General features: G+C 70.4%; 13 protein-coding genes. 10 read left to right on the forward strand and 3 right to left on the reverse strand.

The genetic code is table 11. The annotated features are described in order from the left end of the window. Positions 1 to 26: 26 nt before the first annotated feature. Positions 27 to 1,133, forward strand: a complete 1,107-nt coding sequence (locus LZ198_RS23030; RefSeq protein WP_253974181.1) for an enoyl-CoA hydratase/isomerase family protein — start codon at positions 27 to 29, stop codon at positions 1,131 to 1,133. Here LZ198_RS23030 and LZ198_RS23035 read toward each other — a convergent pair. From LZ198_RS23035 to purM, 3 genes are all read right to left on the reverse strand, one after another. Beyond that, positions 1,114 to 1,551: a DUF523 domain-containing protein gene (locus tag LZ198_RS23035; RefSeq protein ID WP_253974182.1), complete on the reverse strand. Its 438-nt coding sequence runs from the start codon at positions 1,549 to 1,551 to the stop codon at positions 1,114 to 1,116. The genes LZ198_RS23030 and LZ198_RS23035 overlap by 20 nt on opposite strands. A 293-nt stretch (positions 1,552 to 1,844) precedes the next feature. Further along, positions 1,845 to 2,510 (reverse strand): phosphoribosylglycinamide formyltransferase, encoded by a 666-nt coding sequence (purN, locus tag LZ198_RS23040; protein WP_253974183.1) that lies wholly within the window; start codon positions 2,508 to 2,510, stop codon positions 1,845 to 1,847. Then, positions 2,507 to 3,544: a phosphoribosylformylglycinamidine cyclo-ligase gene (gene purM, locus LZ198_RS23045; RefSeq protein ID WP_253974184.1), complete on the reverse strand. Its 1,038-nt coding sequence runs from the start codon at positions 3,542 to 3,544 to the stop codon at positions 2,507 to 2,509. Before purM ends, purN begins: the two co-directional genes overlap by 4 nt. 140 nt (positions 3,545 to 3,684) lie before the next feature. On the opposite strand from purM, the gene LZ198_RS23050 reads away from it, so the two are divergent. The 9 genes from LZ198_RS23050 (at position 3,685) to LZ198_RS23090 (ending at position 15,044) form a co-directional block, all read left to right on the forward strand. Then, a complete protein-coding gene (locus LZ198_RS23050) occupies positions 3,685 to 4,338 on the forward strand; it encodes a Crp/Fnr family transcriptional regulator (protein ID WP_253974185.1) in 654 nt (217 codons plus the stop codon). Between the two features lies 1 nt (position 4,339). After that, positions 4,340 to 5,095, forward strand: coding sequence for an MBL fold metallo-hydrolase (locus LZ198_RS23055; RefSeq protein ID WP_253974186.1), 756 nt, complete (start codon positions 4,340 to 4,342; stop codon positions 5,093 to 5,095). 64 nt (positions 5,096 to 5,159) lie between these two features. Continuing rightward, a complete protein-coding gene (gene accD / locus LZ198_RS23060; RefSeq protein ID WP_253974187.1) occupies positions 5,160 to 6,011 on the forward strand; it encodes an acetyl-CoA carboxylase, carboxyltransferase subunit beta in 852 nt (283 codons plus the stop codon). 18 nt (positions 6,012 to 6,029) lie between these two features. Continuing rightward, positions 6,030 to 7,334 carry a bifunctional folylpolyglutamate synthase/dihydrofolate synthase gene (locus LZ198_RS23065; RefSeq protein ID WP_253974188.1) on the forward strand — a complete coding sequence of 435 codons (1,305 nt, stop codon included), beginning with the start codon at positions 6,030 to 6,032 and terminating at the stop codon, positions 7,332 to 7,334. A 145-nt stretch (positions 7,335 to 7,479) separates the two neighbouring features. Then, entirely contained in the window at positions 7,480 to 8,754 is a 1,275-nt protein-coding gene (locus tag LZ198_RS23070) for an alpha/beta hydrolase (RefSeq protein ID WP_253974189.1), read from the forward strand. Between the two features lie 82 nt (positions 8,755 to 8,836). After that, entirely contained in the window at positions 8,837 to 10,213 is a 1,377-nt protein-coding gene (locus LZ198_RS23075) for an AMIN domain-containing protein (protein WP_253974190.1), read from the forward strand. A gap of 46 nt (positions 10,214 to 10,259) precedes the next feature. Next, positions 10,260 to 12,938 (forward strand): LPS-assembly protein LptD, encoded by a 2,679-nt coding sequence (locus LZ198_RS23080; RefSeq protein ID WP_253974191.1) that lies wholly within the window; start codon positions 10,260 to 10,262, stop codon positions 12,936 to 12,938. A gap of 59 nt (positions 12,939 to 12,997) precedes the next feature. Continuing rightward, complete coding sequence (locus LZ198_RS23085) at positions 12,998 to 13,348, forward strand: helix-turn-helix domain-containing protein (protein ID WP_141329836.1); 351 nt, start codon at positions 12,998 to 13,000, stop codon at positions 13,346 to 13,348. Positions 13,349 to 13,505: 157 nt separating this feature from the next. Beyond that, positions 13,506 to 15,044, forward strand: a complete 1,539-nt coding sequence (locus LZ198_RS23090; RefSeq protein ID WP_253974192.1) for a hypothetical protein — start codon at positions 13,506 to 13,508, stop codon at positions 15,042 to 15,044. Positions 15,045 to 15,060: the final 16 nt, after the last annotated feature.

The following is a 15,060-nucleotide window of genomic DNA, read 5'->3' on the forward strand; positions in this document are numbered from 1 at the left end:
GCCGCATGGCTGATATCCCCGCTTCCATGAGCGATGACGTGCTGTGGGAGACGCGTGGGGCGGTGGGCGTGGTGACGCTGAATCGCCCCAAGGCGCTCAACGCGCTGAGCCTGGACATGTGCCGGGTGCTGCTCCCTCGGCTGGAGGCCTGGGCGGCGGACCCGGAGGTGAAGGCCGTGGTCATCCGAGGCGCGGGCGGTCGGGCGTTCTGCGCGGGGGGCGACGTGCGCGCGGTGGCCGCGTCCGTGGTGGATGCGGCGCCCACCGGGAGCGGCGAGCGGCTGTCGCGCGAGTTCTTCCGCGCGGAGTACACGCTGAACCACCGCATCCACCACCTCGGCAAGCCGTACATCTCCCTGGTGGATGGCATCTGCATGGGAGGGGGCCTGGGGCTGTCCATGCACGGCTCCCACCGCGTCGTCACGGAGCGGCTCGTGCTGGCGATGCCGGAGACGGCCATCGGCCTGTTCCCGGACGTGGGCGGCGGCTGGTTCCTGCCGCGCTTCCCGGGCGAGTCCGGGACGTATCTCGGCCTGACGGGCGCGCGCTGCAACGCGGCCGACGCGATGTGGCTCGGCTACGGCACGCACTTCGTCGAGTCGGCCCGGCTGGAGGTGGTGCTCGACGCGCTGGTGGACGCGCCGTGGGGGATGGGGAGCGCGAGCGCGGTGGTGGACCAGGTGCTGGCGGACTTCCACGCGGACGCGGGCACGTCGGTCCTGGGCACGCAGCACGCGGCGATCGACCGGTGCTTCGCGGCCGAGCGCGTGGAGGACATCCAGCAGGCGCTCGAGTCGGAGGGCTCGCCCTGGGCGCAGGAGACGTGGGCGACGCTGCTGCGCATGTGCCCCACGAGTCTCAAGGTGTCGCTGCGCCAGCTCCGCATGGGGCGCACGCGCGGCTACGACGAGATGGCCCTGGTGGAGTACCGGCTGAGCCAGGCGATGACGGCGCGCGCGGACTTCCGTGAGGGCATCCGCGCGGTGCTGGTGGACAAGGACAACAAGCCCCGCTGGCACCCGGGCACGCTGGGCGATGTCTCCGAGGCGGACGTGGAGGCGTGCTTCGCGCCCCTGGAGGGCGACCCGTTCGTGCTGCCCTCGCGCGAGGGCGCTAGAGGTCCTCGTCGCTGAGGACGGTGACGCCCTCGGCCCGGAGCAGGGCGGTGGTGATGCCTTCCCCGGGCCGGAGCGTTCCGGACTCGTACACGCGCTGGCTCCCGCACGAGGGGCTCTTCTCCTTCAGCAGCGCCACGGTGATGCCGAACCGGCGCGTGGCCGCGAGCGCAAGCCGCGCGCCACGCTGGAAGTCCTCCGTGCGGTCCACTCGGGCCTCGCGCTCGAGGGCGCGTGCGTGTCCCGCCCAGACGTCCACGCCCGTGCCGCCGCTCAGGTCCACGGGCGGGCGCGGAATCGGAAGGCCCGAGCCGACCTCGGGGCAGAGGGGGACGACCTCCTTGCCCTCCAGCGCCGCGAGCACCTTCTCCGAGCGCTGCGAGCGGCCGTCGTAGCGCACCGCCTCGCCCAGCAGGCACGCGCTCACGAGGACCACCCGCGCCTCACGAAGCGCCGCGCGCCGCTCCTCACGGGCGGCTGCCGTGTCGGCCTGCGAGGGGGGCCTGGGGAGAGCCCCCGCCACTTCATCTTCTCTCAGGGGCCGCGAAGCGGCTGCTCCGCGCCGGTCGGATGCCTGCGCGCGAACCCCTGCCTCGTCATCGCTCCCGGGACGCGGGGCGGTGCCCGCGCCTCCGTCCGGCGAAGAGAGGTGGAGAGCCGTCTCGGAATCGCCGCGCGACTCGACGGGCTCGGTGCCGCTCGCGTCCGGCGAGGGCGGGGGCCCTCTCGTCACTCCATCGCCCCGGGGCTTCGAAGCGCCAGCGCGTCCGTGGTCGCCCGCGCCGCCACGCGGGTGCGCGCCCCCTCGAGAGACACCTGCCCCGTCACCGCCAGCCGCACGGCGAGCGGGTACAGGCGGTGCTCCTCGACGAGGATGCGCGCGCCGAGGCTCTTCTCGTCGTCGTCCGGCAGCACCGGCACCGCGGCCTGGCCGATGATGGGCCCCGTGTCGGTGCCCGCGTCGACGAAGTGCACCGTGCAGCCGGCGACCTTCACCCCACGCTCCAGCGCCTGCCGCTGGGCATGCAGCCCCGGGAAGGACGGCAGGAGGGACGGGTGGATGTTCAGCACCCGTCCGGGGAAGCGGCCCAGGAAGTCCGCGCTCAACAGGCGCATGAACCCCGCCAGGCAGATCCACTCGACGCGGGCTTCGCGCAGCGCGCCGAGGAGGGCCTGCTCGAAATCCACCTTGGATGCGTGCGCCTTGTGGTCCACCACCACCGCGGGCACGCCCGCGGCGCGAGCCCGCTCCAGCGCGTAGGCGGTGGCGACGTTGGACACCACGCACGCCACCTCTGCCGGGTAGTCCGGGCGCGCGCACGCGTCGAGCAGCGCCTGGAGGTTGCTCCCGCTGCCGCTGACGAGCACGCCCAGCCGCGCCCGGGAGGCGCTCATGGCTCGATGACCGCCGTCGCCTCGCCCTGGCCCGCCTCCACGCGGCCCACTTCAGACGCCTGCACGCCGCGCTGGGTCAGCACCTCCAGCGCGCGGGCGACGTCCTCCTTCGCCACGACGACGATGAGCCCCAGGCCCATGTTGAACGTGTTGAACATCTCGTCCCGGGCGACCTGACCCAGCCGGGCGATGAGGTCGAAGATGGGCGGCTTCACCCAGGCGCGCTCGCTGAGCACCGCCCGCGTGCCGTCCGGCAGGCACCGGGGCAGGTTGCCGGGGATGCCGCTGCCGGTGATGTGCGCCATGCCCTTGACCTTCACGGCCTGCGCCAGCGCCAGCGCGTCCTTCACGTAGATGCGCGTGGGCTCCAACAGCGCGTCGCCCAGCGGCCGGCCCAGGCCCTCCGGCGTCGCGTCCAGCGCCAGCTTCGCGTCCTCGAGCAGCACCTTGCGCGCCAGCGAGTAGCCGTTGCTGTGAAGGCCCGAGGACGTCAGGCCGATGAGCGCGTCACCGGGGCGGATGCCCTTGCCGTCGATGATGGCCGAGCGCTCCACCACGCCCACGCAGAAGCCCGCCAGGTCGTACTCGCCCCGCGCGTAGAAGCCCGGCATCTCCGCCGTCTCGCCGCCCAGCAGCGTGCACCCCGCCTGCTCGCAGCCCTGCGCGATGCCCTTCACCACCTCGGCCGCCGCGTCCACCTCCAGGCGCCCCGTGGCGAAGTAGTCCAGGAAGAACAGCGGCTCCGCGCCGCAGGTGAGGATGTCGTTGACCGACATCGCCACCAGGTCGATGCCCACCGTGCCGTGCCGGCCCGCGGCGAAGGCCACCTTCAGCTTGGTGCCCACCCCGTCCGTGCCCGCCACCAGCACCGGCTCCCGGTACTTGCCCGGGGGCAGGGCGAACAGGCCGCCGAAGCCGCCGACCCCCGCGAGGACCTCCGGGCGCATCGTGCGCGCGGCGTAGGGCTTGATTCGGTCGACGAAGGCGTCGCCGGCCTCGATATCCACTCCGGACTGCTTGTAGGTCGTTCCCACGGGCCGGCCTTGTACCGGCCAGCGCCCCCGTTGTCTCGGCTCCTGATTCGGAGGTGTCGGGTTTGCGGCTACAGCGGGCGCCCGTCGTGGCCAAAAGGGAATTTGACCAGGGGGGAGGGGACTGATTGACTCGCCGCAGGATGGGCGCCGAGGAAACCCTCTTTCAACGTTTCGGCAAGGAATTCCCCAAGGGCACCGAGCTCTTCCGCGAGGGAGAAGCCGGCAAGGAGATGTTCGTCATCCAGGCGGGCAAGGTCTCCATCTCCAAGCGCGTGCGCGACGTGGAGAAGGTCCTGGCCGTGCTCGGGCCAGGCGAGTTCTTCGGGGAGATGGCCATCATCTCCAACAAGCCACGCAACGCGTCCGCGGTGGTCAACGAGGACGCGCGGCTGCTGGTCATCGACCCCAAGACGTTCGAGGCGATGATCCGCGGCAACGCGGAGATCGCCGTCCGGATGATCAAGAAGCTGGCGGAGCGGCTGTCGGAGGCCGACGCACAGATCGAGAACCTGCTGCACAACGACCCGGCCAGCCGGGTGGTGCACCAGCTCATCCAGATCGCCCAGACGCGCGGCCGTGCCTCCGAGGGCGGCAGCACGGAGGTCGACTTCCCCGTGCGCGAGATGCCCCGCCAGATCGGCGTGGGCGAGCCCGCCGTCCGCAGCGTGCTCGACCGGTTGGCCCGCGCCGGCCTCGTCGCGACCAGTGGTGACAGAGTCACCGTGTATGACACGGCCAGACTCCACGACTTCCTCCAATACCTGGAGATGAAGTGGAAGTTCGGAGACCTCTAGCGTGAAGCTGCGTGTCCTCGGCTGCCACGGTGGCGAGCTCCCCACGTGCAAGAGCACGTGCTTCCTCGTGGACGACGTCCTCGCGCTCGACGCGGGGGCGTTGACGGGGACGCTGTCGCTGGAGGAGCTGTGCCGCGTGGACCACGTGCTCGTGGGCCACAGCCACTTCGACCACGTCAAGGACCTGCCGCTGATGGCGGACCTGGTCATCGGCCGCCGGGACAAGCCCGTCACCATCCATGCGTCGCGCGAGTGCGCCAAGGCCCTGCGCGACAACATGTTCAACAACGCGCTCTGGCCGGACTTCACCCGCATCCCCACGAAGTCGAACCCCGTGCTGCGCATCAAGACGTTCCGCGCCGGGGGCACCTTCGAGGTCGGGCCCTACACGGTGCGCAGCGTGCCCGTCAGCCACCCGGTGGAGTCGTGCGGCTTCATCATCTCCAACGGCAAGAGCGCGCTCGCCATGAGCGGCGACACCGGGCCCACCGACAAGCTCTGGAAGGCGCTCAACGAGACGAAGAACCTCAAGGCGCTCCTGTTGGAGACCTCCTTCCCCAACAAGCTCCAGTCCCTGGCGGACATCTCCGGCCACCTGACGCCGCACACCCTGGGGCTGGAGCTCCAGAAGTTCCAGCGCAACGGGGCTTCCGTGCTCCTGTACCACCTCAAGCCCGCCTTCGTGACGCAACTGAAGAAGGAGCTGGCGTCCATGCCGGTGGAGGTCCTGGAGCTGGGTGACCAGTTCGAGCTGTAGGTGGCGCGCCGCGCCACACGGAACGGTTGACGGGCGGGAGCGGTCGGATTAACCCCCGCCGCCAATGGCCTGGTTTTCGAAGAAGCCCCGCATCGCCGTCGATACCGAGCAGCAAGCCGAGCCCCGTCCGTCCCGCATGGAGGGCCTCTGGTCCAAGTGCGAGAACTGCGACGAGATCATCTACCGGCAGGAGCTGGAGAAGCACTGGATGGTGTGTCCGCACTGCGACCACCACCACCCGTGGCCCGCTCGCTCGCGCCTGGCGACGCTGTTGGATCCGGACAGCTTCGAGGAGTTCGACAAGGAGCTGGAGCCGCAGGACCCGCTCGGGTTCAGTGACTCGAAGAAGTACAAGGACCGCCTGAAGTCCACGCGCAAGAGCCTGGAGGAGAACGACGCGTTCATCTCCGGCGTGGGCCGCATCATGGGGCACCAGGTGTCCGTGGGCGCCTTCGTGTTCGAGTTCATGGGCGGCTCCATGGGCTCCGTGGTGGGTGAGAAGGTGACGCGCGTGTTCGAGCGCGCGCACGAGCTGAAGTGCTCCGCGCTCATCTTCTCCGCGTCCGGCGGCGCCCGCATGCAGGAGGGCATCTTCTCGCTGATGCAGATGGCGAAGACGTCCGCGGCCATCGCGCGCTTCCGCACCGGCAACAAGCCCTACATCTCCGTGCTGCTGCACCCGACGACGGGCGGAGTGGCCGCGTCGTTCTCCTGGCTGGGGGACGTCATCCTCGCGGAGCCCAAGGCGCTCATCGGCTTCGCCGGTCCGCGCGTCATCGAGCAGACCATCCGCCAGAAGCTGCCGGAGGGCTTCCAGCGCTCGGAGTTCCTGCTCGAGCACGGGATGATCGACAACATCATCAACCGCAAGGACCTGCGCGCGAAGCTGGGCCAGATTCTCGGCCTGCTGGGCTGAGCGGGCGGGGTGGCAGTCATGGACGCGCCCCGCACGCCCGCTGAAGCCCTGGCCTTCCTCGCCCGGCTCAACCCCTCCGGCATCAAGCTGGGGTTGGAGCGGGTGAGGGAGGCGCTCGAGGCGCTCGGTCATCCCGAGCGACTCGCCCCGGTGCTCCACGTCGCGGGCACCAACGGCAAGGGCAGCACCTGCGCCTTCGCCGCCACGGCGCTCCAGGCCGCGGGCCACCGCGTGGGGCTCTACACGTCACCGCACCTGGTGCGCGTCAACGAGCGCATCCGCGTGGACGGCGTGGACATCTCCGACGCGGACTTCGGACAGGCCATCCTCGACGTGCTGGAGCGCTACCCCTCCGCCCTCTCCGAGCCGATGACGTACTTCGAGTTCGGCACCGTGGTGGCGCTGTGGCACTTCGCTCGCGTGGGCGTGGACGTCGTCGTGCTGGAGACGGGCCTGGGCGGGCGGCTGGACGCGACCACGGCCTCGCCCGCGCGCGTGACGGCCATCACCCCCGTGTCCTTCGACCACATGGAGTACCTGGGGAACACGCTGGCCTCCATCGCCGGGGAGAAGGCCGGCATCCTGAGGCCGGGCGTGCCGTGTGTGGTGTCGCGCCAGGCCCCGGAGGCGTTGGAGGCCATCGCCGCGAGGGCCCACGCCGTGGGCGCGCCACTGCGGCTCGAGGGGCGAGACTTCGAGCTGGCGGTCTCCTCGTCAGGTCGCCTGTCCTTCCACGGAGCCTCCTGGCGCCTGGACGACCTCTCGCTCTCCCTGCGGGGGCCCCACCAACGGCAGAACGCGGCCGTGGCGCTCGCCTGCCTCGAGCTGCTCGACGCGGGGGGCATCCACGTCACCCCCGAGGCCGCCCGGCGGGGGTTGGCCACGGCGCGGTGGCCGGGGCGGTTGGAGGAAGTGGGGGCGCGGCCCACCCTGGTGTTGGATGGCGCGCACAACCCGGCGGGTGTGGAGGTGCTGCTGGCGTCGCTCGAGGCCCTGTACCCGGGAAGGCGCCCGCACTGCGTCTTCGGCGTGGTGGCGGACAAGGACCGGGGGCCGATGATGCGGGCGCTGTTCCCCCGATGCGCCTCCGTGCAGCTCACCCCCCTGGACACGCCGCGCTCGCTGGCGCCCGAGACCTACCTGGAGGAGGCGCGCTCGCTGTGTCCGGACGTGTCGGCCTGGCCGGACCTCGACGCGGCCCTGGCCGCCGCGCGTGCCCGGGCGGGCGAGGCGGGTGTCGTCCTGTGCACGGGCTCGCTGTTCCTGGTGGGCATGGTGCGTGCCCGGGTGGCCCGAGCCCCCGCCCCCCAGGGCGTGTCGTGAAACATGGCGCCGGCTGATTCACGTTTCAACGGCGGCTCGATACAGGAGACCCGGCGGGGCGGAGACCGGGTGCACGGCGGCCGAGTCCCGAGGGCAAACGGTCTGAATCCTTGGCGCGTTGCATCAGCCGCCGTAGATTCAAGACATGCGCCTGCCGGACTGGAGAGCCCCCGCGACCTCGGGGCCACCCACACCCTCCATCGACGAAGTCGACTTCCGGGCGCTCTACTCGAAGACGAAGTACGTGGTGGAGACGGCGGATGGCTGGTCGCTGGTCATCACGCGCTACCGCCCGGTGAAGCAGCCCTTCGCCCAACCGCTGTTCGGTGAGCCGCTGCTGCTGGTCCACGGCTTCTCCCAGAACCGGCACACGTGGACGGCGGGGCAGTTCGTCAAGAACCTGCTCTTCTTCGGCGTGGACATCCACATCCTCGAGCTGCGCGGCCACGGCAAGAGCTCCATCGCCTTCCAGCGGGAGCGGGCCGAGCGCTTCAAGCGCCCGCTGCCGCCGGACCTGGACTACGGCTGGGACATCGACAGCTACTTCCTCTACGACCTGCCGGCGGCCGTCTCCGGGGTGAAGCGCATCACCCGGCGCGAGCGCGTCTTCTACTGTGGCCACTCCATGGGCGGGATGATCGGCTATGGCTACGCCGGCATCCACGACGACTTCGAGGGCCTCATCACCATCGGCTCGCCCGCGGACCTGGGGCGGGGCTTCATGCTGCTGCGCCTGTTGGCGCACGGCGCGCCGCTGGTCGGCGGGATGATCGACATGACGCTGGCCGGGCTCAACCTGGGCGGCGACGTGGGGGGCCTCGGCCAGCGGCTGCTGTCGCGAGGGCTGGGCACGCTCAACGCGGGGCTGGGGCGCAAGCTGGAGCCGGAGGAGCGGCGGGCGCTGCGCTTCAAGGCCGTGCCGGTGGACCTCATCCTCAAGTTCGTGGAGCGGCAGATCGGCAAGGCGGAGGACTCGCCCGTCTACCAGCAACTGCAGACGCGCCTGAACCGGCTCATCAACCCGGAACGTGTGGGCACCGACGATATCCGCTGGCTCTTGCGTGAGGGCGGCGAGCGCGAGCCGCGCAAGGTGCTGGAGCAGTTCGCCCGGTGGATCCGCCGGGGAGAGATGGTCTGCTACCGCACCGGGTACGACTTCAAGCGCGGCTTCGAGAAGATCGCCATCCCCATGGCCATCATCTTCGGGGACATGGACCCCCTGGCCTCGGTGGAGTCCACCCGGAGTGTGTACCGGGCCGCGAAGAGTGAATACCTCCTCTGGCGGCCCGTGAAGGGCAACAGCCACATCGAGCTGACGATGGGGCACGACATCCGGCAGATCTGCTACGACATCAAGAACCTCATCGAGTACGCCCGGACGCACCGGAATCGCTCGCCGGCTTTGCCGCGCCTGCGCTGAAGGCCTGTCTGGCTGGAAAGTTGGAGGGGGATGCGCGCGTGCTACCATCCGCGCCCTCTGTCAACATGAACGGGAGTGGTCGATGAAGGCCTCAGCGGTGTGGCTGCTCGGTGTCGTGCTCGTGCCTTTCTGGGCGCTCGCGCAAGCTCCTGCGGGCCTGAACACCATCACCAACGTGCAGGTGAATGGCGGGACGGTGACCATCTCCGGCTCGAAGAAGCCCAACTTCACCACCTTCACCATGACGGACCCGCCGCGGCTCGTCATCGACATCTCCGAGGCCGTCTTCTCCGGCGTGCCCGAGGAGCTGCAGGTGGGCAACGGCACCGTGACGGGCATCCGCACCGCCAGCTACGGCTCGGATGAGTCCGCCATCGCCCGCGTGCTCATCGGCTTCGAGCGCGAGGTGGAGACCGACATCCAGGCCAACGACAGCCAGCTCGTCATCCGCGTCGCGGGTGCCGGTGGTGCCGCCGTGGCCCAGGCCCCGACCCAGCCGGAGGCCGCCGCCGCGCAGCCCACGACGGATGGCTCCGCCGCCCAGGCCGCGGCCGCCGCCGAGTCCGAGCGCAAGGCGCAGGAGAAGGCCGCCGCCGAATCCGCCGCCGCGGCACAGGCCGAGCGGCAAGCGCAGGAGAAGGCCGCCGCCCAGGCCGCGGCCGCCGCCCAGGCCGAGCGTCAGGCGCAGGAGAAGGCCGCCGCGGAGGCCTCTGCCGCCGCCCGGGCCGATGAGGAGGAGCGCCAGCGCCAGACGCGCGAGGCGGAGGCCCGCGCCGCCGCCCAGCGTGAGGAGGAGGCCCGCGCCGCGAAGGCCGCCGTCGAGGACCGCAAGCGCCAGGAGTCGGAGGCTCGCGCCGCCGCCGCGCAGTCCGCCGCGGACGAGAAGCGCGCCGCCGCGGAGGAGGCCGCCCAGGAGAAGAAGCGCCAGGCCGAGGATGCCCGCGCCGCCGCGAAGACGGCCGCCGAGGAGAAGCGCGCCGCCGCGCAGGCCGCCGCCGAGGAGGCCGCCGATGCCCGTCGTCAACGCGAGGAGGAGGCCCGCGCCGAGCGCGAGCGTCGTCAGCAGGAGCGCCTCGCCATGGCGTCCCAGCCGCGCCGCGAGGTGTCCAGCGGTGGCTCCGTGGAGGTCTCGTCCCGTCGCAAGACGATGACGCTCGTGGGCTTCCAGCAGCAGCAGGGCTCCTCGCGCGTGTTCATCCGCACCAACGAGCCGGCCCGCTACACCGTGAGCGAGCAGGGCAACGCGGTGGTGCTGGAGCTGGAGAACAGCCGCATCGACCTGAGCAACAACACCCGTCCGCTGGACACGTCCTACTTCAACTCGCCCGTCACGCGGGTGGACGCGGACGCGGACGGCCGCAACGTGCGAGTCACCGTCCAACTGCGTCAGCAGTCGCCGGTGCAGGCGCACCAGGACGGCAACGTCATTTCGTTGGATTTTCAGCGCACGGGTCGGTGATAAGGGCCGCCGCGCGGCCGTGGCGCGGCATACCCTGCACCCCTGAATGAGCCTCCTCGTCCCGCTCGCCGCAGCGCTGCTGGTGTCGTCGGCGCAGATTCCGCTCGCCACCCAGGTCCAGCTCCCCTCGGGCGAGACGGTGGAGCTGGCGGCGGACTTCCTCACCTACGAGGCCGACAAGCAGGTCCTCACCGCGCGCGGCCACTGCGAGCTGCGCACCGGCGAGATGCTGCTGCGCTCGGATGAGGTGACGTACGACGAGGCGAACCAGGTGGCCACGGCCACCGGCAACGTCATGTTCGTGGGCCCCGGCGGCATGGCCGCGGTGGCGGACGACGTCCGGGTGGACCTGCGCAGCTTCGAGGCCACGCTCCAGGGTGGCCTCTTCATGCAGAAGAAGGGCGTCACGTTCGAGGCGCTGCTCACGGCGAAGACGCCGCAGGAGCTGCGCGCCATGGGCGAGACGCCCGTGCTCCTCAGCGGCAGCCGCATCCGCCGCACCGGGCCCAACGCCTTCGTCGTGGACGAACTCGCCTTCACCCCGTGCGAGTGTGGCCCCGGGGACCCGAGCTGGCGCGTGGAGGCCAGCTCCGCGAACGTCGTGCTCGGCGAGCGCGCCACGCTGTCCTGGCCCGTCGTGTACGTCCAGTCCGTGCCCGTGTTCGCGCTGCCCTGGCTCTACCTGCCCCTGGCGGAGCGGCGCTCGGGTCTGCTGCTGCCCCAGCCGACCTTCTCCGGCGTCAACGGCCTCACCCTCAGCCAGCCCGTCTTCCTCACGCTGGGGCGCAGCTACGACCTGACGTTCACGCCCGGCTTCTACGTGGGCAAGCCGCTGCAGGACCTGACCTTCCCGAACCCTCCGGTCGATGGACAGCCGGTCATCGAGTACACGCAGCCCCACATCAACGGTGTGCGCGGGCCACGGCTGCTCACGGAGTTCCGCTACGTCCCGAGCGAGAAGACACGGGGCCGCGCCACGCTGGGCCTCCTCCACGACAGCCGGCCGCTCATCGACCCGACCGCCAGCGACTTCTACTTCTACCCTCAGGTGGACGGTCAGCCCAGACGCTACGTCAACGCCCCGCGCGGGTTGCGTGGCGAGGCGTCCTGGCAGCACTACCAGGACCTGGGGGACGGCTGGGTGGACCGGGTCGACGCGGCTTTCGTCTCGGACGGGTTCTACACGCGCGACCTCACCGCCGACGTCATCGCGCGCGAGCTCGACTACATCCGCAGCACCGCCACGGTGTTCCGCCGCAAGGAGGACTCGTACGTGGGCCTGGATGTGTCCCTCCGCCAGGACATCCGCACGGCCTACCGCTTCTTCCAGACCAACCGTGTCCCGTCCCAGCTCGACCCGGCGCGTCCGGAGGTCCCCACGCCGAAGACGTTCCAGCGCCTGCCCGGGCTGGTGGCGGCGCTGCCCGAGCGGCCGCTGTTCGGCGGGCTCGTCGGTGGCCTGCGCGCCGAGTACACGCGTCAGGCACCCATGACGGGAGGCTTCGCCGACGACGGCATCGACGTCTTCCGGGCCAACGGCACCTACACGCCGTTCTTCTTCGTGCCCGACCCGGCCGACCCGGGCAAGCGGCCCGCGGACCCCGGCCAGTCCAACGGCATCTTCGACTTCGACGACCGCGAGTCGCGCGACCGCGTCGACTTCACGCCGCGCCTCACCACGTCGGTGGCGCTGGGCGACGTGGCGCAACTGACGCCGTCGCTCGGCCTGCGCCAGGACGTGTGGTTGGGCGAGGTGTCCGGGAGGACGTGGCAGCGCGGCTATCCCGTCGCGGGGCTGATGCTCGAGAGCCAGCTTGCGCGCACGTGGACCGGCAGCAAGTCCTCGTTCCGCCACGCCATCTCGCCGTCACTGGAGCTGCGCTACGTGCCGGGCGGGTGGGGCAGGGTGCCGTCCGCGGGGTGGAACCACGAGCCCGGCGCGAAGGCGCAGCCCTACGACGAGATCGACCGCGCCGTGCCGCTGCGCTTCGACGGGCGCACGCAGGGCTTCTTCCAGGCGGTGCTCGCCGTCGATCAAACGCTGCGGGTGAAGACGGGGACGAACTCCGTCGAGCCCCTGCGCCTGCGCGTCGGACAGGGCTTCGACCTGTCCCACTACGCGCCCATCATCGGCGGCAGGCCCGACGACGATCAGCCCATCCTCCGAGACACCTTCGCGCGGCTCTCCGCGCGCGCGGGCTGGCTCACCGCGGGCGGGCTCGTGCGCTTCGACCCCAACGAGGGCCGGCTCACCCAGCTCAGCGCCGACCTCAACCTGGATGACGGCAAGGGCCACGCGCTCTACGCGCGCTACGACGACATCTTGTCGACGAGCCAGGACGCGATCGATTTGGGGGAAAATCCGTTCTTGAGCGGTCCGGACGCCATCCGAAGGCCACTGGATGCCTTGGTAGGCAGTGTATCCAGGGAAACACCCGGCCTCCCTCCTGCCAAACGAGCTCAGGCCCTCATCGTGGGTACGCGTTTGACGCTCGGATTTGGCCTCGGGGTGCGGTACGAAGCATTGGTGCAGCCGCTTTACCAGGATTCTACAAACCAAGAGTACAAGCCCTTCGCCCAGCAGACACTGGGCGTGTCCTATGGGCCAGCTTGCAACTGCTGGCGCATCGAAGGGGTGGTGACGAAGCGGCGTGACAGCGGACTGGAATTTTCCGGTGTCAACCTCATTGTCACTGGGTTCGGAGCCTTCGGTTCAGGCGGCTAGGAATCCCCCGGTGTCCCAGGTGGTTCCAACAACCCCCAAGCAGCCAGGAGAAGTATTTCGTGTCGGACCTCGGAAAACGAATCGGCCAGCGCATCCGCGAGCTTCGTACGCAGAGGCCGGAGCGGTGGACGCAGGAAGAGCTCGCAGAACGGGCTCAGATCAGCGTCTCGTTCCTTTCCATGATCGAGCGTGGCGAGCGTGTCCCCCATGTGGAGACGCTCGCGGCCCTGGCCAACGCCCTCGGCGTCAGCCTGGGAGAGCTGTTCACGGGAACGGAGCAGACCCTTGCCCAGACGGAGGACCTGTTGCGTCCCCTGTCTGATTTCGCGCGCGCCCGGGGCCTCACTGCCCGTGACGTGGACCGCCTGCTCGGGGTTGCCCGGGTGATGTTCAGCGGCACCATCGCCTGACACCCACATCCGGATCCCCCCGTCCGGATGCAAGTCGGCACCAGGTCCTCCTGTCCTGTCCTTGACTGGACGGCAGGTTGACCAGGAAGATGGCGAAGATGCGCTGTGCGCTGCTCGCGCACAGCGTGCTTCCTTCTTCGTCAAGGAGTCTCCGCTGATGCGTTCGGGTCTGGCCTCGTGGGTGGCCTTCGCGAGCATGGTGTTGTTGGCGTGCTCATCGCCGGCTCCTGCCACGCTTGAGTTCGTGGATCAGTCTCCGGCTCGACCGCGGCTGGGAGAAATCACCACGCTGCGCTTCCGCGCCGTGGATACGCGTGGCCAGGCGCAAGCCGGCACGCAAGTGCGGTTCTCGCTCCAGTCCGAGGTCCCGGGCGTGGAGCTGTCGCCGACCGAGGGGACGACCAACCCCGGCGACGGCATCGTCTCCGTGCAGGTGGTGGCCCGGGGCGGCCGTGTCGCCTCGGCGGTGGTGGTGGCCACGGCGGGTGACGGGGCGGAGGCCAAGACGGCCATCTCGCCGGTCATCAGCTTCGCGGGCACCAACTCCAGCGCCCGCCAGCTCACCTTCCAGTGCGGTTCGTTCTCCGGTGACGGCTCCGGCGCGCACCACGCCGTCGGCGCCTGGGACGAGACGCGCAACCTCATCGCCGGCGTGAAGGTGAACTGCATCGCGCACGTGGGCGATCGCAACGGCGACGGCCTCGAGGGCGCGCAGGTGTCCTTCCTCACGGAGGCCGGCACCATCGGGCCGACGGCGACGTCCGTCACGGACGTGGTGGGCAACGCGCAGGTCCTCTACAAGACCTCGCTGCCGCTGCCGGACGACGTGGAGCCGGGGGAGTTCACCTGGACGCCCGTCAATGACGCGACCCACACGGGCGAGTACCTCGCGCCGCTGTGGATGCACCCGTTCCTGTGGGAGGTGAACCCGGTGCTGGCGTATGGCGGTGCCGCGCCGGATCCGTTCGTTCCCCGTCCGGAGCCGCGCCGCAACGACCCGCTGCGCCCCGGGAAGATCAACAACCCCCGCGACAACCTGGTCTCCATCATCGCCGTCACCACGGGCGAGGAGGCCTACGACGACAACAACAACAACGGCCAGTGGGATCAGGGCGAGCCGTTCGAGGACCTGACCGAGCCCTTCGTCGACAACAACGACAACGGCACGTGGGACCCGCACGAGCGCTTCGTCGACACCAACGGCGACGGCAAGTGGAACGGCAAGAACGGCCAGCACGACAGCTCCACCCTCATCTGGGTCCAGGAGCGCATCCTGTGGACGGGCTGGCCGCACGACCGCGACCGCCCGGACACGGTGCGGCAGATCCTCCCGCTGCCCCCCGCGAACAACGTCGCCATCGCCCACTTCGGCTCGTCGCGCGCGACCTTCCTCGTGTCCGACCCCTGGTTCAACCGCATCGCGCAGAACGGCGACGGTGACGGCTGCATCGGCGGCGCCGAGGGCCCGGTGGCCATCGAGCCGTTCGCCGCGAGCAAGGCGTTCACCTACGCGTCCTACAACGTGGAGTCGTACCTCATCAAAGACGCGCACGACCCCTCGCAGGATCCGCCGCCTCCGGCGTTCAGCTCGCCCATCCCCTGGAGGGCGAACGCGTCCTGCAAGTACACTGCGGCCCAGCTGTCCGGCCATCAGGTCGTCATCGCCGCGCCGGTCGTCTCCGGCACCGTCGAGTAATGACGGACTCGCGGGC

This window comes from Myxococcus dinghuensis, assembly GCF_024198235.1.
Taxonomy (GTDB): domain Bacteria; phylum Myxococcota; class Myxococcia; order Myxococcales; family Myxococcaceae; genus Myxococcus; species Myxococcus dinghuensis.